Source organism: Lysobacter niastensis (assembly GCF_031457115.1).
Taxonomy (GTDB): domain Bacteria; phylum Pseudomonadota; class Gammaproteobacteria; order Xanthomonadales; family Xanthomonadaceae; genus Lysobacter_J; species Lysobacter_J niastensis_A.
This window is the reverse complement of the sequence record NZ_JAVDVY010000002.1, coordinates 1045282-1063657: the sequence shown is the minus strand read 5'-3', so window position 1 is coordinate 1063657 and position 18376 is coordinate 1045282. Positions and strand designations below refer to the sequence as shown.

Annotated in this window: 19 protein-coding genes and 1 pseudogene; 11 read left to right on the top strand and 9 right to left on the bottom strand. The window is 66.7% G+C overall.

What is annotated here, in order from left to right:
• Together J2X06_RS14170 and J2X06_RS14165 are read right to left on the bottom strand one after the other, a co-directional pair.
• On the bottom strand, positions 1 to 987 hold the full coding sequence (locus J2X06_RS14170) for a uroporphyrinogen-III C-methyltransferase (protein WP_310063441.1): 987 nt from the start codon (positions 985 to 987) through the stop codon (positions 1 to 3).
• Positions 988 to 1037: 50 nt separating this feature from the next.
• Complete coding sequence (locus J2X06_RS14165; protein WP_310063440.1) at positions 1038 to 1793, bottom strand: uroporphyrinogen-III synthase; 756 nt, start codon at positions 1791 to 1793, stop codon at positions 1038 to 1040.
• 61 nt (positions 1794 to 1854) lie between these two features.
• Between J2X06_RS14165 and J2X06_RS14160 the strand changes: the two genes are divergently transcribed.
• From J2X06_RS14160 to J2X06_RS14140, 5 genes are all read left to right on the top strand, one after another.
• A complete protein-coding gene (locus tag J2X06_RS14160) occupies positions 1855 to 2313 on the top strand; it encodes a YiiD C-terminal domain-containing protein (RefSeq protein ID WP_310063438.1) in 459 nt (152 codons plus the stop codon).
• Entirely contained in the window at positions 2310 to 2792 is a 483-nt protein-coding gene (locus J2X06_RS14155) for a hypothetical protein (protein ID WP_310063436.1), read from the top strand. The genes J2X06_RS14160 and J2X06_RS14155 overlap by 4 nt, the downstream gene beginning before the upstream one ends.
• 79 nt (positions 2793 to 2871) lie before the next feature.
• Entirely contained in the window at positions 2872 to 3309 is a 438-nt protein-coding gene (locus tag J2X06_RS14150; protein ID WP_310063435.1) for a rhodanese-like domain-containing protein, read from the top strand.
• 239 nt (positions 3310 to 3548) lie between these two features.
• The gene (gene secB, locus J2X06_RS14145) at positions 3549 to 4061 is read left to right on the top strand and encodes a protein-export chaperone SecB (RefSeq protein ID WP_310063433.1); all 513 of its coding nucleotides are present in this window, start codon (positions 3549 to 3551) and stop codon (positions 4059 to 4061) included.
• Positions 4062 to 4073: 12 nt separating this feature from the next.
• Positions 4074 to 5102 carry an NAD(P)H-dependent glycerol-3-phosphate dehydrogenase gene (locus tag J2X06_RS14140; RefSeq protein WP_310063431.1) on the top strand — a complete coding sequence of 343 codons (1029 nt, stop codon included), beginning with the start codon at positions 4074 to 4076 and terminating at the stop codon, positions 5100 to 5102.
• 420 nt (positions 5103 to 5522) lie between these two features.
• Here the strand turns inward: J2X06_RS14140 and J2X06_RS14135 are convergent, their stop codons facing one another.
• The 3 genes from J2X06_RS14135 to J2X06_RS14125 all read right to left on the bottom strand — a co-directional run bounded on the left by J2X06_RS14135 (position 5523) and on the right by J2X06_RS14125 (position 8318).
• Positions 5523 to 6146 carry an outer membrane beta-barrel protein gene (locus J2X06_RS14135; RefSeq protein WP_310063429.1) on the bottom strand — a complete coding sequence of 208 codons (624 nt, stop codon included), beginning with the start codon at positions 6144 to 6146 and terminating at the stop codon, positions 5523 to 5525.
• A 267-nt stretch (positions 6147 to 6413) separates the two neighbouring features.
• A complete protein-coding gene (locus J2X06_RS14130; RefSeq protein ID WP_310063428.1) occupies positions 6414 to 7013 on the bottom strand; it encodes a diffusible signal factor-reguated Ax21 faimly protein in 600 nt (199 codons plus the stop codon).
• A gap of 291 nt (positions 7014 to 7304) precedes the next feature.
• Positions 7305 to 8318 (bottom strand): homocysteine S-methyltransferase family protein, encoded by a 1014-nt coding sequence (locus tag J2X06_RS14125; protein WP_310063426.1) that lies wholly within the window; start codon positions 8316 to 8318, stop codon positions 7305 to 7307.
• Between the two features lie 172 nt (positions 8319 to 8490).
• Here J2X06_RS14125 and J2X06_RS14120 point away from each other — a divergent pair, with 172 nt between their 5' ends.
• Entirely contained in the window at positions 8491 to 9936 is a 1446-nt protein-coding gene (locus J2X06_RS14120) for an alpha/beta fold hydrolase (protein WP_310063424.1), read from the top strand.
• Positions 9937 to 9950: 14 nt separating this feature from the next.
• Here J2X06_RS14120 and J2X06_RS14115 read toward each other — a convergent pair whose 3' ends face one another.
• Positions 9951 to 10430, bottom strand: coding sequence for a tRNA (cytidine(34)-2'-O)-methyltransferase (locus tag J2X06_RS14115; protein WP_310063422.1), 480 nt, complete (start codon positions 10428 to 10430; stop codon positions 9951 to 9953).
• Between the two features lie 21 nt (positions 10431 to 10451).
• A complete protein-coding gene (locus J2X06_RS14110; protein ID WP_310063421.1) occupies positions 10452 to 11177 on the bottom strand; it encodes an SDR family oxidoreductase in 726 nt (241 codons plus the stop codon).
• A gap of 191 nt (positions 11178 to 11368) precedes the next feature.
• On the opposite strand from J2X06_RS14110, the gene J2X06_RS14105 reads away from it, so the two are divergent.
• From J2X06_RS14105 to J2X06_RS14095, 3 genes and pseudogenes are all read left to right on the top strand, one after another.
• The gene (locus J2X06_RS14105; protein ID WP_310063419.1) at positions 11369 to 14212 is read left to right on the top strand and encodes a M16 family metallopeptidase; all 2844 of its coding nucleotides are present in this window, start codon (positions 11369 to 11371) and stop codon (positions 14210 to 14212) included.
• A gap of 135 nt (positions 14213 to 14347) precedes the next feature.
• A pseudogene (locus J2X06_RS14100) lies at positions 14348 to 14656 on the top strand (DUF4156 domain-containing protein); the annotation flags it as partial.
• Positions 14657 to 14992: 336 nt separating this feature from the next.
• A complete protein-coding gene (locus J2X06_RS14095; RefSeq protein ID WP_310063417.1) occupies positions 14993 to 16015 on the top strand; it encodes a 3-oxoacyl-ACP synthase III in 1023 nt (340 codons plus the stop codon).
• A gap of 113 nt (positions 16016 to 16128) precedes the next feature.
• Here the strand turns inward: J2X06_RS14095 and J2X06_RS14090 are convergent, their stop codons facing one another.
• Positions 16129 to 16446 carry an antibiotic biosynthesis monooxygenase family protein gene (locus J2X06_RS14090; protein WP_310063416.1) on the bottom strand — a complete coding sequence of 106 codons (318 nt, stop codon included), beginning with the start codon at positions 16444 to 16446 and terminating at the stop codon, positions 16129 to 16131.
• A 68-nt stretch (positions 16447 to 16514) separates the two neighbouring features.
• Positions 16515 to 16856 (bottom strand): helix-turn-helix domain-containing protein, encoded by a 342-nt coding sequence (locus tag J2X06_RS14085; RefSeq protein ID WP_310063414.1) that lies wholly within the window; start codon positions 16854 to 16856, stop codon positions 16515 to 16517.
• A gap of 89 nt (positions 16857 to 16945) precedes the next feature.
• On the opposite strand from J2X06_RS14085, the gene J2X06_RS14080 reads away from it, so the two are divergent.
• Positions 16946 to 17242, top strand: coding sequence for a hypothetical protein (locus J2X06_RS14080; protein ID WP_310063413.1), 297 nt, complete (start codon positions 16946 to 16948; stop codon positions 17240 to 17242).
• Positions 17239 to 18156 carry an alpha/beta fold hydrolase gene (locus J2X06_RS14075; RefSeq protein ID WP_310063411.1) on the top strand — a complete coding sequence of 306 codons (918 nt, stop codon included), beginning with the start codon at positions 17239 to 17241 and terminating at the stop codon, positions 18154 to 18156. Before J2X06_RS14080 ends, J2X06_RS14075 begins: the two co-directional genes overlap by 4 nt.
• Positions 18157 to 18376: the final 220 nt, after the last annotated feature.

Below are 18376 nucleotides of genomic sequence, written 5' to 3'. Positions count from 1 at the left end.
TCAACTCGATGCACGCAACTGGCGCAGTTGCTGCAGTGTGCTGCCCAGGGTCGGAATCGCCAGTGAAAGCGGCCGCGCCGCGATCGCCTTCAGGCGCGCCCGCTCGCGCTGCAGTTCCGGTGACTCCGGCCATAGGCGGGTCAGCCAGCCGTCGGCGCGGGCGAGCGCAGCGCGAAAACCGGTCGCGTCGCGACGTTCGGCGGCGGCGCGCGCCAGGGAAATCTCCAGTTGCAGGCCGGCGATTGCGGCGAGGCGATCGGCCGGCTGCACCGCGACGGCGCGCTCGCTCGGGCGCACGTCGATCAGGTGGCCGAAAGCGCGGCGCCACCATGGCGCACGCTCCCGGGTGGTTCCGGCCAGCTGCGGCGGCGCGGCGGTCATGGTCTGCGCAAACGCATCCAGCTCGGCCATGGCCTGCAAGCGCGGTTCGATGCCGATCGCCTCCAGCCCGGCGCGCTCCTGTTGCAGCGTCTGGCGCAGGCTCAGGTAGGCCGGATCGTCGATGCCGTCCAGCACCTGGCCGGCCAGCACGTAGGCGCGTCGTGCACCGTCGAGGTCGCCGGCGATGGTCAGTCGCTGCTGGCCCATCGTCAGCAGCAATTCGGTCTCGTCCAGGCGCAATGCCTGTGCGCCGTAGCGGTCAGGATCGGAAAGCTTGGCGACGGTGTCCTCGACCAACGCCGCGCGCTGGCCGATGCCGAGCAGTTCGTCGCGCATGACGCGGTTGGTGGCATCGGCCTGCTGCAGGCGCTGCACCTGCGCGCGCTGGTCGCGGCGGACGGCATCGATGCGGCCGTCGATCGCCGACAATTGCTGCTCGATTTGCGTTTCGGTGCGCTCGCGCTGGCTTCGCGCTTGCCACTGCTTCCACCCGTAGGCGCCGGCACCGGCCAGCAGCAGGATCAGCAGCAACCACCATCCCGCGCCGGAGCGGCGTGCGGGAGTGGCCGGAGCGGGCGCAGAAGTCGGATCGGGCGTCGTGGACACGGCATCACGTGGGGTGCGGGACCGGCCCATGCTACCGGATGCGACCGCGGTCACGTCCGGGCGTCGCCCGCCGCCGCCAGCAGGTCGGCCGGGCGCGGGCCGCGCGCGGTCACGACGTCGTCGAAGCCGCACTCGCGGGCGAAACCGGCGAGCCGTTCGCTGGCGGCGACGATCCGGGCGCGCCGCAGCGCGGCCAGCGCGGTCGCCGGCAAGGTCTCGAGGATCCGCTGCAACGCCTCTCCGCTCGACAGGGCCAGCACGGCAGGGTCGGACAGCGCCTGCAGTTGCGCCACCGCCCTGGACGAGGGGGGGACCGGGACGCGCTCGTACACGTCGGCGCGGAGGATGCGCGCACCCCGGGCCTGCAGTGAAGGCACCAGCACGCCACGGCCGCCGGGTGCGCTGACGAAGCCGACCTCGATGCCCTCCAGTTCGGCAAGTCCAGGCAGCGCCAGCAGGCCTTCGCTGTCCATGCGCTGTGGTGCCTGCACCTGGGCGATGCCGGCCCGACGCAAAGCAGCCGCGGTGCCTGCACCGACGGCGAACCATTGCTGGCGCGGATGCGTGCGCAACGGCTGCAGCGCATTCGCGGCGCGCACCGCAGCCGGACTGGTGAACACGACTTTGGACGCCGCCAGTGCCGCCTTCAGGGCGAGGCGCGCATCGTCGTCCTCACGCAACTTCAGCGACCAGGGCGACAGGGCGATCAGGCCGGCGCCGTGCCGTGCCGCGGCCCGGCGCATGGCATCGTGCCCGCCGCGCGGGCGCAGCGAGATCACGTACCATCCGGGCGGCTGTGTCGGCATGCGGGCCTGCATGCGACCAGCATAGCCGCCCCACGCGGTCCCCCCGAAGCGCAGTAACCGCATGAACCACGAAGACGCACTCGAACGCCTCCAACATCATTACCAGTCGATGCCGCCGGTGGCGGCGATGCAGGTCGAGATCGCCGGCTACGACGGTCACCGCCTGCAACTGCGCGCGCCGCTGGCACTGCACGTCAATGACAAGGGCTGCGCGTTCGGCGGCAGCCTCGCCTCGATGATGACGCTGGCCTCCTGGGGGCTGGTGTCGCTGCACGTGGAGGCCGCCGGCCTGCAAGCCGAGGTGTTCGTCGCCGACAGCCAGATCCGCTACCTGGCGCCCCTGTTCGGGGACCTGGAGGTGCAGGCCGAGCTGGCGCCGGAGTCGAACTGGCCCGGCTTCATCGCCACTTTGCGTGAGCGCGGTCGCGCCCGCACCGGCGTGGTGGCGCGTGCGCTGCTGCCCGATGGCGGCGTTGCGACCGAGTTCACCGCGCGTTACGTGGCCATCGCCAAGTCGTGAGCTACGATGGCGGCATCCTCAAGAATCCGGATGGTCCGATGCGCTTGCTGAGCCCCGTCCAACCCGCACTGCGCAAGCTGCTGGTGATGCTGTGTCTTCTGATGCTGGCGGGCACGGCTGTTGCCAGTCGCAAGTCCGACGCCCTCACCCGCCTCCAGTACGACTTCTCGGGCGCGGTGCGCTGGGGTGATTTCGAGGGGGCGTGGAATCTGGTCGATCCGAAGGTCCGCGACGAGCACCCGGTCACCGACCTGGAGTTCGAGCGCTACAAGCAGGTGCAGATCACCTCGTACCACGACAAGGGCGCAAGCGCCGACCTCAAGGCGGGCACGGCGGTGCGCGAGATCGAGATCGGCGTGGTCAACCGTTACACCCTGGCCGAGCGAACGGTGCGGTACCGCGAAGTCTGGCGCTGGGACGCCGAGGCCAAGACCTGGTGGGTGACCAGCGGCCTGCCGGACCTGTGGGCCGGGCAGTAGGCGGGCTACGGACGGCGACTTTTGCGCCGCCGCGGGCGCTGGGCGACAATCGCGCCCCCGTTTCCGCAGTAGTGACGCCGTGACCTTTCAAGACCTGCTGGCCTTCGCCGAGCGCCATCTCTATCTCTCGCTGGCCCTGGTCGGCCTGACCCTGGCGCTGATCTACACCGAGGTGGCCCGCCTGTTCCGCGGCTACAAGGCGTTGCGCCCGGCCGAACTGACCGGCCTGATCAACCGCGACAATGCGCTGGTGATCGACCTGTCGGCCAGCAATGACTTCGAGAAGGGCCACATCGCCGGCAGCAAGTCGGTCCAGCCCAGCCAGTTCGACCCGGAGAACAAGCTGCTGACCAGCGCCAAGGCATTGCCGGTGGTGGTGGTCTGCCGCAACGGCCAGGCCTCGGCCGACGCCGCCAAGCGCCTGAAGAAGGCCGGCTTCGAGCAGGTCTACTGGCTCGAGGGAGGTGTCCAGGCCTGGCAGCACGCCGACCTTCCGCTGGTGAAGGGCCGCGCGTAAGCGCACACCCGGTTCTCCGCGTCCCGAAGCCGCACGGCGGGTCGTGACCCGCTCACCATTCAAGGCGCGCGGGCCAGCCCGCGCCACAGCCCCTTGATCGCCGCCGCCGCGCCCCAACACCGGAAACAGGGGATGGCAGGCGCGAATGTTGCAGCGGGCTCTTCCCTGCCCTGAACAGCCGGCCGCGCCGAGGGTGCGTGCCATAATCGACTACTTACGTATTTGCCTGGAGTTACGAGATGTCCGAAGAAAACGTCAACGGCGCTGCCGCCTCGTCCGAAGCCACCGGCCCGGCCTTCACCGTCGAGAAGATCTACGTCAAGGACGTTTCCTTCGAGGTGCCGGGCGCTCCGGCCGTGTTCAACGATCAGGTCCAGCCGCAGCTGCAGATGAACCTCAACCAGAGCGTGCAGCGCCTCAATGACAATGCCTATGAAGTCGTGCTCGGCATCACCCTGACCTGCAACGCCGGCGACAAGCCGATGTACCTGGTCGAAGTGAAGCAGGCCGGCGTGTTCGGCCTGGCCGGTTTCGACGCGCAGACCCTCGACGTCATGCTCGGCACGCACTGCCCGAACGTGCTGTATCCGTATGCACGCCAGCTGGTCAGCGACCTGATCCAGTCCGGCGGCTTCCCGCCGTTCTTCCTGCAGCCGATCAACTTCGACGCCCTCTACGCCGAAGGCCTGCGCCAGCGCGCCGCGCAGGGCCAGGACGGCCTGGCCGACGCCGAGACCGCCGGCAACGCCTGATCGCGTCGCGGCATGGAAGCGACTGCACTGGTGAAGGTTGCCGTTCTTGGCGCGGGCTCCTGGGGCACCGCGCTGGCGGCCCTGATCGCGCGGCATGGTCATCCGACCGTGCTGTGGGGCCGCGATGAAAAAATCATCGCGGCCATCGATCAACGCCACGAAAACCCCCGTTATCTGCCGGGCATCGCGTTGCCTGGGTCTTTGCGCGCCACCACCGACCTCGCCGACGCGATGCGTGAGGCCGACCTGGTGCTGGTAGTGGTGCCCTCGCACGCCTTCGCGCAGAGCCTGCGCACGCTCGCCCCGCATAGACCGCCGCATGCCGGTGTCGCCTGGGCGACCAAGGGCTTCGAACCCGGCAGCGGTCGTTTCCTGCACGAAGTCGCCGAGGAAGTGCTGGGCGAATGCGTGCCGCTGGCCGTGGTCACCGGACCCTCGTTCGCCAAGGAGGTCGCGCAGGGCCTGCCCACCGCGCTCACCGTCCACGGCTGTAACGACGATTTCGCCAAGCTTGTCGCCGACGTCTTGCACGGCCCTGCCTTCCGCGCCTACACCGGCAACGACATGCTCGGCGCCGAACTGGGCGGCGCGATGAAGAACGTGCTGGCGGTCGCCACCGGCGTCGCCGATGGCATGCAGTTGGGGCTCAACGCCCGCGCCGGGCTGATCACGCGCGGTCTCAACGAGATGCTGCGGCTCAATCACGCCATCGGCGGCAAGGCTGAGACGCTCATGGGCCTGGCGGGACTTGGCGACCTGGTGCTGACCTGCACCGGCGACCTGTCGCGCAATCGCCGCCTGGGCCTGGCGCTGGGGCGAGGCCAGTCCATCGAAGACGCGGTGCGCGAGATCGGGCAAGTCGTCGAGTCGGTGCAGACCGCCGACGAGGTGATGCGCCAGGCACAACGTCACGGCATCGAACTGCCGATCTCCAGCGCGGTGCAGCAGGTGCTGCACGGCGAGATCACGCCAGCCGAAGGCCTGCGGCTGCTGCTGGCACGCGAGCAGAAGCCCGAATACCCCAGTGGCTTGTTTGGCTGATCCCTGATCGGCGCCTCGCGGGAGAAGGTGGCTTGCCAATGAAAGAGCCCGGCCAAGGCCGGGCTCTTTGTATTTGGGATCGGGCGGTGCCAGATCGCCGGCACAGGCGAAGATCGTATCCGCTTCCGCCTCGCCGACCGCGCCCCGAGTCTCGTTGAACTTTGAACTGGCTGCCGAGTTCGAAGATCGCGTCCGTGCTGTCGGCCAGGGCGAAGTGCGTGCCCAAGCCGAATTGGAACCCTTCCAGGTCGATGCCCGCATCGTAGTCGTCGTTCTCGTCCTGACGTACTGTGCGAACCCGTAGATTCCATGCCGCCTTCAGCCGCGCGAACTTGATGGAGATGCGCCACCAGGAATAAAAAAAGCCCGGTAAAAACCGGGCTTTTCACAACAAGTCAGTTTCGTCGGAAGCTGCTTTTGTCAGAAGCTGGCGCGTGCACCAATCATGAAGGTCGACACGTCGTCGCCGGCTTCGATTTCGCCCACCACGCCCCAGGTCGGGTTGAGCTTGAACTGGCCGCCAATGCTGGCGCTGAAGCTGCCGTCGTAGAAATCGCCGTCGGTGTAGTGGCCCTTGATCCAGCCTTCGAAGCTGTCGGCGAACATGTGGCGCACGCCGACCGAAACGCGGCCGTCATCGCCGTCTTCGCTTTCGCCTTCGACCTCGACATCGGAGTTGATATAGCTGATCTCGGTCACGAGGTCAGTGCGATCATTGATGCTGTGGTGATAGCCCAGGCCGATGTTGAACTGGCTGAGGTCGGTATCGAATTCGTCGCTGCCCACGCCGAGCACGGTGACGCGCACATCGTCACTGCCACTGCGGTAACCGCCGAAGACGTGAAAGGTGTCGCCCAACGCAGCCGAACCGCCGACGAAGAAGCCGGAGGCCTCGATGTCGTCGATGTCGAGGCCTGCTTCCTGTTCTCCATCCTGGTTCAGCTGGGCATAGCCGCCCTCGACGTAGGTGTAGCTGATCTCGTCGGCGGAGGCGGCCAATGGTGCGATGGCCAGCGCGAGCGCCAGCGCAAGGTGCTTCTTCATGTAGTCCCCTAGTGTGTGGTGGCTCGCCTTGAGCGCGTTGCGCGGCACAGGACGGCCGGCCTCGTCGCCGGCGAGCCATTCTGGATCAGTTCGCCACGCCGTGTCTGCGCAGCCGGTCCGGAAAAGTCCAGAAAGCCGGCCGGAAACCCAGGGGATTTGCCCACGCTTCTGGTGCGCACTCGCCCAGTGCAAAAAAAAAAGAGCCCGGCCGAAGCCGGGCTCTTCATCGCGATTCGGGGGAGAGAGAAATCGCGAGGTGACGCGGGATCAGAAGCTGACGCGCGGACCGATGAAGTACTCGGTGGCGCCGTCGGCGAACTTGACGTCGCCGCTGATGCCCCAGGTCGGGTTGAACTTCACCTGCGCGCCGACGCGACCATAGAAGTCGCCATCGATGCCCTGGTCGTAGTCCTCGTAACCGGCCAGTGCATAACCCTCGAAGTTCGGAGTAATGGCGCCGCGCACGCCGGCCTCGACGCTCCAGCCGTCGAAGTCGAAATCATTGCCGGCGTCGAACTTCTCATAGGCGACGCGGGTCAGCAGGTCGATCTGCGAGTTCAGTTCGTGGTTGTAGCCCAGGCCCAGGCGCCACTGATCGTAGTCGACGCTGGTGTCGTCGATTTCCTTGTTGCTGTAACCGCCGAAGACATGGAAATTCGGGGCGATGGCGCCGGAGCCGTTGATAGCCCAGCCATCGGAGTCGATGTCGGCAGGGTTGCCGAACACGTCAACATCGTCGGTGCTCGCGGCTGCGTAGCCACCTTCGACATAGGTATAGGACACGCCATCGGCTGCGGAAGCGGCGAACGGCAGGGCGGCGAGCAGGATCAGGGCGGCAAGCGTGGAACGAGCAGGGGAACGCTTCATCAGGTCTCAGCCTCTTGGTTTTGTTTTTCCGGAGCGGCGCTCTGGGGGATCTAGGCCGTCTCGGTGAGGGCAAGTATCCGGACCTAACCCAAATTTAACCTTAACTCTGAACCGATCAGTACAGGAACTATGCAGATACCGTGAGGTCCGGCTGCGGTTCAGCGGGGTGTTTGTCGTCGTTTGAAATGAGGTGTGCGCTGCCACGCCAGCGCAGAGTGCAGGAGCTTCGCAAGCTCAAGCGACGTCGGCCGCCATGCGCTGCCGACGCCTGCTCCGAGTAACGGGAGACGCTCAATCAACCCAGCTATGGTTGGACCACGGTCTGGGTGCGCTTTCGGTTGACATGGCATGGGCCGCGACGGCACACGCCTTGGCGGTTTGCTCGATGCGCGCGGAAGTGGTGCAGCCACCGAGCACGTTGATCCAGGAGTGATGCTGGAGCAATGAACGGCCTTGTCGCCGCACCAACTCCGACACTTCTTCTTCGGCTCGGCTGCTCGATACCACGCTCAGGCCTCGCACGCGCCGCACCCACTCGGCCTGGGTATCGAGGGCCCGGGCCGCATCGTTGGGATGCTCGCAGCGCACGATGTAATACACCGGGGCACTTCCCGTGGCCGCATCGACCGTGGTGATCGCATCTCCGAGGCTTCGTCCGGTAGGCAGGCGGCCATCGCCGCCAACGTTGAAGGACACTGCCACCGGGATCCCGACCACGCGCGCCGCGCGCACGATGCCGACCGCTTCGTCGCACTGGGCCATCGCGGTCGCGGTGATCATGTCTGCCCGGGCGTGCGCAAACGCGGCGACCTGGCGACCGTGGTATTCCATGGCCTCGACGATGGTCATGTTCGATTGCGTGGTTCGGTCGTCGTGACGGGAGCCGATGCAGCCGCTGGTCACCAGCGTGACCGGTTGCGTCGCGAACTCATCGGCAATGGAACGCGCCAGCTCGACAGCGGCGCTGTTGATCGCGTCGAGTTCGGTCGTGGACACATCGAAATCCCACGCCCAGTCCGGATGGGCGCGCAGCGTAGGAGTCTCGAGGATGAAACCGCTGTCAGTCGACAATGCGGCATTCACGTGGCTGCGGTAGTAGCGCTTGAGCCACTGACGGCCGGAGCGCGTGCGCAACAACATGAACGCGGCGTCGTGGTAGGTGTCGTCCTGCTCCTGGAAAGTGGTCGTCTCCAGGCCACAGTCGGTGAGAAATTCACCGCCGCGCAACTGCGGAAGGTCATCCCTCTTCGATTCATTCGTGCCGTAGACAAAGCTGTCCTTGGGGGTCGTTCCACCAATTGCCATCGTCTGCTCCGCTGGGCTGTTGGAGCGCGAAAGATTAGGTGCCAGGCGTTGTCGCGAGCGTTGTAACCGGCGTTGTAAGCGTCATGATGTGCGTGGAAAATCAGAACACGTGATCGGCCGAATGTTATGGCGATGTTTGTTCGGTCGCGTCCGGTTGAGTCAGGGAGTGGCAATGCCCCCCATTCGTATCCGCCTTTGCGGGGAGCCGGCCATCCTGCGCGGCACGGTCCCCATCGATCTTCCCGCTTCTCGCAAGGCGCGGGCATTGCTGTTCCTGTTGCTGCGTTCGTCACGCCCCTGGCGTCGCGAGCAGTTGTGCGAGATGTTCTGGGACGTGCCCAACGATCCGCGTGCTTCGCTGCGCTGGTCGCTGTCCAAGTTGCGGCAATCGCTGGGCGATCAGGCCGAGCTGCTGGTGGCCAGCCGCGAGCAGGTGTCCTGTGCGCCCGACACCGTCGTCAGCGATCTCGACGAGATGAGCGCGGCGGCCGACGAGAATGTCGAATCGTCGCGATTGCTGCACCTGGCCGAACAGGCATTGCACCCTCCGCTGGCCGGCCTGGACCTTCCGCGCAGTCCGCTGTTCGACACCTGGTTGACCAGCGAGCGACTGGCCGCCGATCGCATCCGCGCGCGCGTGCTGATGCGCGCGGCCGAGCTTCCGGAGACGGCGCCGGATCGCGCCTATCTATATCGCGAGACAGCAGCCCAGATTGCACCGGTACCGCCGTCGCGCACGGCGCGCTCCGGACCCAACGCATCGGCACCGCACGACAATCGCCATGGCCAGACCGTCCGGTACAGGACCACGCCCGACGGCGTCCGCATCGCCTATGCCTGTACAGGTGCCGGCCCGCCCCTGGTCAAGGCGGCGAACTGGTTGAACCATCTCGAGCTGGATTGGCACAGCCCGCTGTGGGGCCTGCTGATCCGGGAGCTGTCCGAACGCCATCAACTGGTCCGCTACGACGAGCGCGGCAACGGTTTGTCGCAATGGGACGTGGAGGACCTGAGCTTCGAGGCATTCGTCCGCGACCTGGAGGTGGTGGTGGACGGACTGGGCCTGGAGCGCTTCCCGCTGATGGGTGTATCGCAGGGTTGTGCGGTGTCGATCGAATACGCCGCGCGTCACCCCGAGCGTGTCAGTGCGCTCATCCTGATCGGTGGCTACGCCAGCGGCTGGCGCATCTGGGGCGATGCGCGCACCGTGGCCGAACGCGAGGCGACGATGACGCTGGTGCGCCACGGCTGGGGCCAGGACAACCCCGCCTATCGGCAGATTTTCTCGCATAGCTTCTTTCCCAGCGGCAACGCGGGAGAGCTGGACTGGTTCAACGAGTTCCAGCGCCGCACCGCTTCGGCAGAGAACGCGGTGCGGTTCCTGGAAGTGTTTTCCACCATCGACGTGCGTCACCGGTTGCCCGACGTCGGTGCGCGCACGCTGGTCATCCACTCGCGCGGCGACCAGCGCGTGGCGCTGGAGCAGGGCGTCGCACTGGCTTCGGGCATCGCCAATTCCGAGCTGGTGACGCTCGCCAGCGACAGCCACCTGCCGCTGGATCGCGAGCCGGCGCACGCCACGATGCTCGCCTGCATCCACCGGTTCCTCGGCGAGTAGGCGATCGGTCCGGCTCAGGCGCCGCCGGCGAATCCGTGTTGGCGCCAGGCCTCGAACACCACCACCGCGACCGCGTTGGACAGGTTTAGGCTGCGGTTGTCCGGACGCATCGGCAAGCGCATTCGCTGCTCCTGCGGCACGCGCTCGAGCACGTCGGCGGGCAGGCCACGTGTTTCGGGCCCGAACAGGAACACATCCCCCGCGGCGTAGCGTGGAGTATCGAAACGCACGGCGCCGCGCGTGCTCAGCGCGAACAAGCGTGGCGGAAGGCCATTCGCCCGCGCGATCGCGGCCAACGCCGCGTCCAGGTCGTCGTGCACCTGCAGCGTGGCGTACTCGTGGTAATCCAATCCGGCGCGCTTGAGCTGGCGGTCCTCCAGCGTGAAGCCGAGCGGGCGCACCAGGTGCAGGCGCGCGCCGGTGTTGGCGCACAGCCTGATCACGTTGCCGGTATTGGGTGGGATCTCGGGCTGGAACAGGACGACGTCGAACATGCGATCAGGGCGCTCCGATGCTCACCACGGCAGCGACTGGCCCTGCCAGTCGATGAAGCGGCCACTGTCGGCAAGCGAGCTGTCGTCGATGACCTGCAACAGCCCGCGCACGGCCTGCTCCGGCGCGACCTGCGCGCCGGTGCCGCCCATGTCGGTCTGCACCCAGCCCGGATGCAGCGCGAGTACGCGGATGCCGCGTTCGGCCAGCGCCCGCGCCAACAGAGCGGTCGCCATGTTCTGCGCGGCCTTGGAGATGGCGTAGCTGGGCGTGTGGAAACCGTCGACCTGCGAGATCGAGCCGAGGATCGACGACAGGTTGGCCACGACCGCGTCGTCGACCAGCTGCGCGGCCAGCGCCTGCGTCAGCAGGAACGGGCCGGTGACGTTGGTGCGCAGCGAGTCGTCCATCTGCGACGCCGGCACGTGCGCGAAGGTCTCGCCAGAATGCAGCACGCCGGCATTGTTGATCAGCACGTCAAGCCGGTGCTCGTCCGGGCCGTCGATCACCAGCGGCAGCTCGCGCGCCAGTTCCGCATGCGATTTGGGGTCGGCCACGTCCAGCGGCAGCACGTGCAGGCGGCCGGGGTGCTCGCCGGCCAGCTGGTTGAGCGCGTGGGCGCGGCCGGGGTGGCGGCAGGTGGCGACGACGTGGTCGCCGCGCGCCAGCAACTGGCGGACGAACTCCAGGCCGATGCCGCGGTTGGCACCGGTGACCAGCACGCAGCGCGATCGGGAGGCGGGGCTCATCGCGATCTCCTTGGCGATGGGGTGAATGTTTCGGGTGTCACAGTGTAAGGACGGAAGCCGCGGGCTGGGCCGGCATTCCAGCACCGGTGGGACTTGTGGCCTAGTGTCCCGGACCCTCGTGCGCGACTAGGATGCAGGTTCGGCCGGGACAAGGCGTGTCCGGGCCTCCAACCCACCACAGGAGTTCCACCATGTCCTTGCTTCGTCCCGCCGTGCTTTCCCTTGCCCTCGCCACTGCGCTGGGCGGAGCGTTCATGCCATCGGCGGGTTGGGCGGCGCCCAAGGCGGCCACGGTCGACATCCCCTACGAGGAATTCACGCTGCCCAACGGCCTGCGCGTGGTCGTGCACACCGACCGCAAGGCGCCGATCGTCGCGGTCAACCTCTGGTACCACGTCGGCAGCAAGGACGAGCCGGCCGGACGCACCGGCTTCGCGCACCTGTTCGAACACCTGATGTTCAACGGTTCGGAGAACCACAAGGGCGAGTTCTTCGAGCCCTTCGAGCTGGTCGGCACCACCGACCAGAACGGCACCACCAACAACGACCGCACCAACTACTTCGAGAACGTCCCGACCACTGCGCTCGACATGGCGTTGTGGATGGAATCCGACCGCATGGGCCACCTGCTCGGCGCGATCGACCAGCAGACACTCGACGAGCAGCGAGGCGTGGTCCAGAACGAGAAGCGCGAAGGCGAGAACCAGCCCTACGGCCAGGTCTGGGACGAACTGGGCAAGGCGCTGTATCCGAAGACGCATCCTTACCATCACAGCACCATCGGCTCGATGGCCGACCTCAATGCCGCGTCGCTGGAGGACGTGAAGGGCTGGTTCCGTACCTGGTACGGGCCCAACAACGCCGTGCTGGTGCTGGCCGGCGACATCGACGCAGCCACCGCGAAGGACAAGGTCGCACGTTACTTCGGCGACATCCCGGCCACGCCGAGCATGGCCCAGCCCAAGGTCGATGTATCGCCGCTGGCCAAGTCCACCCGCGCCACGATGACCGACCAGGTGCCGCAGACGCGCGTCCATCGCGTCTGGAACGTGGCGCAGACCGGCACCACCGACTTCGACAAGCTGCAGCTGTTCGCGCAGGTGCTGGGCGGCAGCCGCTCCTCGCGCCTGGACCGCCGCCTGCTGCACGAGGACAAGCTGGTCGACAACGTGTCCGCTGCTGCCTACGGCATGCAGCTGGGATCCAACTTCATCATCACCGCCGACGTGAAGCAGGGCGTGGATCCGGCCCAGGTCGAGGCGGTGATCGACGAAGAGGTCCGCAAGCTGCTGAAGGACGGGCCGAGCAAGGCCGAACTGGAGCAGGCGCGCACCGTGTTCAAGGCCGGTTTCGTGCGCGGCATCGAGCGCATCGGCGGCTTCGGCGGCAAGGCCGACGCGCTGGCCGAGTGCGCGGTCTACACCGGCGACCCGGGCTGCTTCCGCGACAGCCTCAAGACCATCGAGACTGCGAGCGCTTCCGATATCAAGGCGATCGGCAACGAATGGCTCGGCAAGGGCAGCCACACGCTGGTCGTGGTGCCCGGTCCGCGCACCGCGATTGCCGAAGACCCCTCGGTGACGCCGGCGCCGCTGGTGCTGCCGGTGGTCGATCCCAAGTACACGACCACCGCCAGTACCGTCGACCGCAGCAAGGGCGTACCGCTGACCCGGACCTTCCCGGATCTCAAGTTCCCCGCGTTGCAGCGCGCGACGTTGAAGAACGGCACGCAGGTGATCCTCGCCGAGCGCCACGACATTCCGGTCGTGCAGATGAGCTACGAGTTCAAGGGCGGCTTCAGCGCCGACCAGGGCCACAAGCTCGGCACCTCGAGCTTTGCGATGGGCATGATGGACGAGGGCGCGGGCGGGCTGGATGCACTGGCCTTCGGCGACCGTGCCGAGTCGCTGGGCGCCAATCTCGGTGCCGGCGCCTCGCTCGATGGCGGCAAGGCGTATCTGTCGGCGCTGAAGGAAAACCTGGAGCCGTCGATCGAGCTGTTCTCGTCGATGCTGCGCACGCCGCGCTTCGACCAGAAGGAGATCGATCGCGTCAAGGCGAGCTGGATCGCCGGCATCAAGCAGGAGAAGGCGCGCCCGAACGGAGCCGCGCTGCGCGTGCTGCCGCCGCTGCTGTACGGCGACGGCCACGCTTACGCCATGCCCTTCAGTGGCAGCGGCACCGAGACGTCGATCGGCTCGCTTACGCGCGAGGACCTGGTCGCGTTCCACCACGACTGGGTGCGCCCGCAGAACGCGACGCTGATCGTCGTCGGCGACACCACGCTGAAGGAGATCGTGCCAGTGCTCGACAAGCACCTGGGCGACTGGAAGAGCAATGGCGATGCCCTGGCCAAGCCGCAGATCGGACAGGTGGCTCGCCCGGCCAAGCCGCGCGTGTTCCTGATCGACCAGCCCGGCGCGGTGCAGGCCAACATCTTCGCCGGACAGGTCGTGCCTTCGACCAAGGACGCTGGCGCGGTCAAGTTCGATTTCGCCAACTCGGTGCTCGGCGGTGAGTTCTCCTCGCGTCTCAACATGAACCTGCGCGAGAACAAGCACTGGGCCTACGGCGCCTACAGCTTCACCTCCAACGCGCTCGGCCAGCGTCCGTGGATGGCCTTCGCGCCGGTGCAGATCGACAAGACCGCCGACTCGCTGAAGGAACTGCAGAGCGAGATCGCCGCCTATGCCACCGGCAAGGCGCCGCCGACGCCGGCCGAAGTGGCGAAGATCCAGGCCACCGAAATCCGCGGCCTGCCGGGCTCGTTCGAGACGGCCTCGGCGGTGATGGGGGTCATCAGCGGCATCGTCCGCTACGACCGGCCGGACGACTACGTGTTCAAGCGCAAGGCCGAGGTCGAGGGCCTGACGCCGGAACAGGTCAAAGCGGCGGCCGCCACGATCGACCCGAATGCATTGACCTGGGTCGTGGTCGGCGACCTCAAGCAGATCGAAGCGCCGGTGCGTGCGCTCAAGCTGGGCGAGGTGCAGGTGCTCGACGCCGACGGCAAGGCAGTGGCCGGCAGCCACTGATTGCGCAAACTCAGACGGCATTCACACGCCGTCGTTCAAAACCACGACGGGCGGGGCGACAATCCCGCCCGTCCTTTTTGCAGGCGGACCGCGTGTCCCGCCAAGAACACAACGGGGTAGGTAATGCGTCACTCGATGGGGATCCTGTTTCTCGCTGCCGCGCTTTCGGCGACCGCTGTCGGCTGCACCTGGGTGCACATGGCACCCGGCGCTTCGTCGGTGCGCGTGGTCGACGGCAGCAGCGCACCGGCCGGTTGCGAAAAACGCGGCGAGATCGTGGTGTCGGTGAAGGACAACGTCGCGTTCTATCACCGCAACCAGCTGCGCGTGCGCGAGGAGCTGGAAACGCTGGCCCGCAACGAGGCGCCCGGACTGCAGGCCGACACGATCCAGCCCGTCGCCGAGCCCGCCGACGGCGAGCAACGCTTTTCCGCCTGGCGCTGCGGCGCGGGTCGCGCCAGCGCGGCCGGCAGTGCGGTCGGCGGCACAGCGCAGACGTATCCGTTGGGGCGTTGAGCCGTCCATCCACTCCTTGCTGATGGCGGGGTTTGCGCAAGTCGGGCCTTTTCCGGGTCCTTCGTGCCTGAGACCCGACCCGGCGCACGGGCAACAGGGCACTTCTGTTGGACCCCCTTCATCCGCGGATTGGGCTTTTTCGCTGATTTTCGCTGACGATCGCTGTAGACGCCCATAAGGGAGTGCGAACCACACGCCTGCGTATGGCAGATGTTCGTCATAAAGCGTTAAAATCGCGTGTTCTTTTGTCTCCGGACCGCACCCATGCTGTTCCAACATGTCGCCATCGCTGGCCTGGCTCATATCGACGCGCCGCGGCGACTCACGTCCGACGAGATCAATGCACGCCTGAAGCCCACGCTCGATCGTCTGGGCATCCGGTACAACGTGCTCGAAGAAGTCGCCGGTGTCCGCGAGCGCCGCTTGTGGGATGGCGAGGTCCGCCCCTCCGATGCCGCCACGCTGGCCGGCGTCAAAGCCCTGGCCGATGCCGGCATCGACGCGGACCGTGTCGGATTGCTGGTCAGCACCTCGGTCAGCCGCGACTACCTGGAGCCGTCCACCGCCTCCATCGTGTCGGGCAACCTGCGCCTGCCCGACACCTGCCAGAACTTCGACGTCGCCAACGCCTGTCTGGCGTTCCTCAACGGCATGGACATCGCCAGCCGCATGATCGAGCGCGGCGAGATCGACTACGCCCTGGTCGTCAACGGCGAAACCGCCGATCTGGCCTATGAGAAGACGCTCGACCGCCTCAGCCGCGACGACGTCACCGAAGAGCAGTTCCGCGACGAGATGGCCACGCTGACTCTCGGCAGCGGCGCCGCCGCGATGGTACTGGCGCGCAGCGAACTGGCTCCCGGCGCACCGCGTTACCGTGGCAGCGTTACCCGCTCGGCCACCGAGTGGAACCAACTGTGCATCGGCGACCTGCATCACGACCGCATGGTCGCCGACGGCCGCATGCTGATGATCGAAGGCCTCAAGCTCGGCCAGAAGACCTTCGCCGCCGCCCGCGCTGCGCTGGGCTGGGTGGTCGAGGAACTGGACGAGTTCGTCATCCACCAGGTCAGCAAGGCCCACACCCAGGCCTTCCTCAAGGCGTTCCGCATCGACCCGAAGAAAGTCCTGACGATCTTCGGCGAGCACGGCAACATCGGCCCGGCCTCCGTGCCGATCGTGCTGTCCAAGCTGCGCGACGGCGGTCGCCTGAAGAAGGGCACGCGCATCGCCCTGCTCGGCATCGGATCGGGCCTGAACTGCTCGATGGCGGAAGTGGTCTGGTAAGGCGATTCACGCCCGCATGAACTACACGAAGCCCGGCCATCGCGCCGGGCTTTGTCGTTGTGGGCTTCGCCTTCGAAACCGCCCGGCGGGCTGATGAGGGAGCCGGGTTGCCCTCACGCTGCCGGCGAAGCCTTGGCCACCACGGTGTAGTGCTGCACCTGAGGCTCGAACTCGAGCAGAAAGTGCTCATCCTCCGGGTAGTACTTCGCCTTCAACAGGTCGTCGCCCGCAAACGCGCGGATCGCGTCCTCCGAGGTCCAATGCGTGACGGTCAGAAAGTGCGTCGCATCGCCCTCGTCCCGCCGCAACACCTCCACGTCGAGGTTGCCGGGCACCGACCTGTAGTCGGGAATCGCGCGCTGCTCCAGGAACCGGGCGTACTCATCGGCGTTTTGGCGCGAGGTGCGGCCGTGCCAGATGCGACAGATCATGGGCGGGCTCCTGAGTTTTCGGACAGCGGATGGCGACACGTGCTCGGCGCGCACTCCACTTGCGGAGCTTACTTGTCCGACTTGGAGGCGATCTTCTTTTTGAGTTCCGCCAGCAGCTTGCCCTGGTCGGTCTTCGTCAGCTTGGAGAACGCAAGGATCATCTCGGCCAGTGTGTCGGACTCGGCAAACAAGAAAGCGAGCGGGACGCCGAGTTCCTTGGCGATCCGCGCCGCGGTGTCCATGTCGCATCGGGCTTTCTGCTGTTCGTAACGGTTGATCCGCGTGCTACCCACCTGCTTGCCCAACCCGATGTGATCGCCCAGCTCGCGCTGGGAAAGGCCGCGCGCATGGCGGGCCTGCTTCAGGCGCTTGGCAAAAACGGCAAGGGTGGGAAGCGGAAGCGTGGTCAATTCGGTTCACTGGGTCACGGACTCCACGAGATCATGGCAACTGCGTTCACGACCCGGCAGTCTCTACGTCATACGTAGATCAAAGCAAAATGAATGCGAACTTTTCCGGCAATTTCGTAAAAGTCGAGGTCACCGGCTTCGCGGCTTCCATGCGCAACCATCGGTCGTTGCGCCTGCGTGGATCGGGCTTCGGCATGCTGATGACAGGCGCAACAGCGATACAGGCCCATGACTGCAAGCGCATGCGCTCGAAGCCAAATGCGCATGTCCAGGCGGGTCGGCCGAATCCGGCGCGGCACTTCGGGATACGCCGGCGCCCCTCCACAGCGGATAATGGCGATCTTTGCGCGGCCGACCTGGCCGCGTGCCCGACGAGTCGCCGATGACCCAGCCGCACGCCTTCCCTGACTATCCCTTTGCTCCGCACCGTTTCGAGGTGCGCCCGGGCGTGGCCATGAGCTACCTGGACGAGGGTCCGCGCGAAGGCGAGGTCGTGCTGATGCTGCACGGCAACCCGTCGTGGAGTTACTACTGGCGCAAGCTGGTGCTGGGGCTGCGCGATCGCTACCGCTGCATCGTCCCCGACCATGTCGGCATGGGATTGTCGGACAAGCCGGACGATGCGCCCGGCGCCAGCCCGCGCTACACCTACACGCTGCAATCGCGCATCGACGACGTGTCGACGTTGCTGCGCCATCTGGGCATCACGGGGCCGGTCACGCTGGCCGTACACGACTGGGGCGGCGGCATCGGCTTCGGCTGGGGGTTGTCGCATTCGGACCAGATCCGCCGGCTGGTCGTGCTCAATACCGGCGCGTTCCCGCTGCCGGCGGCCAAGCCGCTGCCCAAGAGCCTCAGGCTCGGTCGCGATTCGACGCTGGGCACCGGCCTGATCCGCGGTCTCAACGCCTTCGCAGGCGTGACCGCGCGCGTAGGGGTCGAGCGGCCCATGCCGGCGGACGTGCGCCGCGCCTATCTCGCGCCCTACGACAACTGGGCCAACCGCATCTCCACCTCGCGATTCGTCCAGGACATTCCGCTGGGCGAGGGCGATGCCGCCTGGCCGCTGGTGCAGGCCATGGGCCGCAAGCTGCCCGAATACGCCGACCGCCCGACTTTCATCGGCTGGGGACTGCGCGACTTTGTCTTCGACCACCATTTCCTGAAGGGCTTCACCGACGCCCTGCCGCAGGCACAGGTGCGGGCCTTCGAGGACGCGGGACACTACGTGCTGGAAGACAAGGCCGACACACTGGTGCCGGCGATCCGCAGTTTCCTGGACAGCCATCCAGCAGCGTAGGTCGGTCCGCCGTGCCGGCATGCCATTGCCGGCGCTGATCGCGATGAGCTATTGATGACGTCGGGCCCATCGCACCGGGAAGACTCGTGATTGCTTTAGCGCTTGCCTCTTTCCTCGGCATCGCCGCGCTGCTTGTGTTCGCGGTATCGCGCCGGCTATCCAGGCGCGACTCCGGGGCATCTGATCGCGGCTACTTCGGCGACAGTTCCCCGTCGTCGGG

What these genes read in the sequence shown, in the direction of transcription:
- J2X06_RS14165 (WP_310063440.1), bottom strand. Translation starts at nt 1,793, where the DNA reads ATGCCGACACAGCCGCCCGGATGGTACGTGATCTCGCTGCGCCCGCGC.
- J2X06_RS14160 (WP_310063438.1), top strand. Translation starts at nt 1,855, where the DNA reads ATGAACCACGAAGACGCACTCGAACGCCTCCAACATCATTACCAGTCG.
- secB (WP_310063433.1), top strand. Translation starts at nt 3,549, where the DNA reads ATGTCCGAAGAAAACGTCAACGGCGCTGCCGCCTCGTCCGAAGCCACC.
- J2X06_RS14140 (WP_310063431.1), top strand. Translation starts at nt 4,074, where the DNA reads ATGGAAGCGACTGCACTGGTGAAGGTTGCCGTTCTTGGCGCGGGCTCC.
- J2X06_RS14135 (WP_310063429.1), bottom strand. Translation starts at nt 6,146, where the DNA reads ATGAAGAAGCACCTTGCGCTGGCGCTCGCGCTGGCCATCGCACCATTG.
- J2X06_RS14130 (WP_310063428.1), bottom strand. Translation starts at nt 7,013, where the DNA reads ATGAAGCGTTCCCCTGCTCGTTCCACGCTTGCCGCCCTGATCCTGCTC.
- J2X06_RS14125 (WP_310063426.1), bottom strand. Translation starts at nt 8,318, where the DNA reads ATGGCAATTGGTGGAACGACCCCCAAGGACAGCTTTGTCTACGGCACG.
- J2X06_RS14120 (WP_310063424.1), top strand. Translation starts at nt 8,491, where the DNA reads ATGCCCCCCATTCGTATCCGCCTTTGCGGGGAGCCGGCCATCCTGCGC.
- J2X06_RS14115 (WP_310063422.1), bottom strand. Translation starts at nt 10,430, where the DNA reads ATGTTCGACGTCGTCCTGTTCCAGCCCGAGATCCCACCCAATACCGGC.
- J2X06_RS14110 (WP_310063421.1), bottom strand. Translation starts at nt 11,177, where the DNA reads ATGAGCCCCGCCTCCCGATCGCGCTGCGTGCTGGTCACCGGTGCCAAC.
- J2X06_RS14105 (WP_310063419.1), top strand. Translation starts at nt 11,369, where the DNA reads ATGTCCTTGCTTCGTCCCGCCGTGCTTTCCCTTGCCCTCGCCACTGCG.
- J2X06_RS14095 (WP_310063417.1), top strand. Translation starts at nt 14,993, where the DNA reads ATGCTGTTCCAACATGTCGCCATCGCTGGCCTGGCTCATATCGACGCG.
- J2X06_RS14090 (WP_310063416.1), bottom strand. Translation starts at nt 16,446, where the DNA reads ATGATCTGTCGCATCTGGCACGGCCGCACCTCGCGCCAAAACGCCGAT.
- J2X06_RS14080 (WP_310063413.1), top strand. Translation starts at nt 16,946, where the DNA reads ATGAATGCGAACTTTTCCGGCAATTTCGTAAAAGTCGAGGTCACCGGC.
- J2X06_RS14075 (WP_310063411.1), top strand. Translation starts at nt 17,239, where the DNA reads ATGACCCAGCCGCACGCCTTCCCTGACTATCCCTTTGCTCCGCACCGT.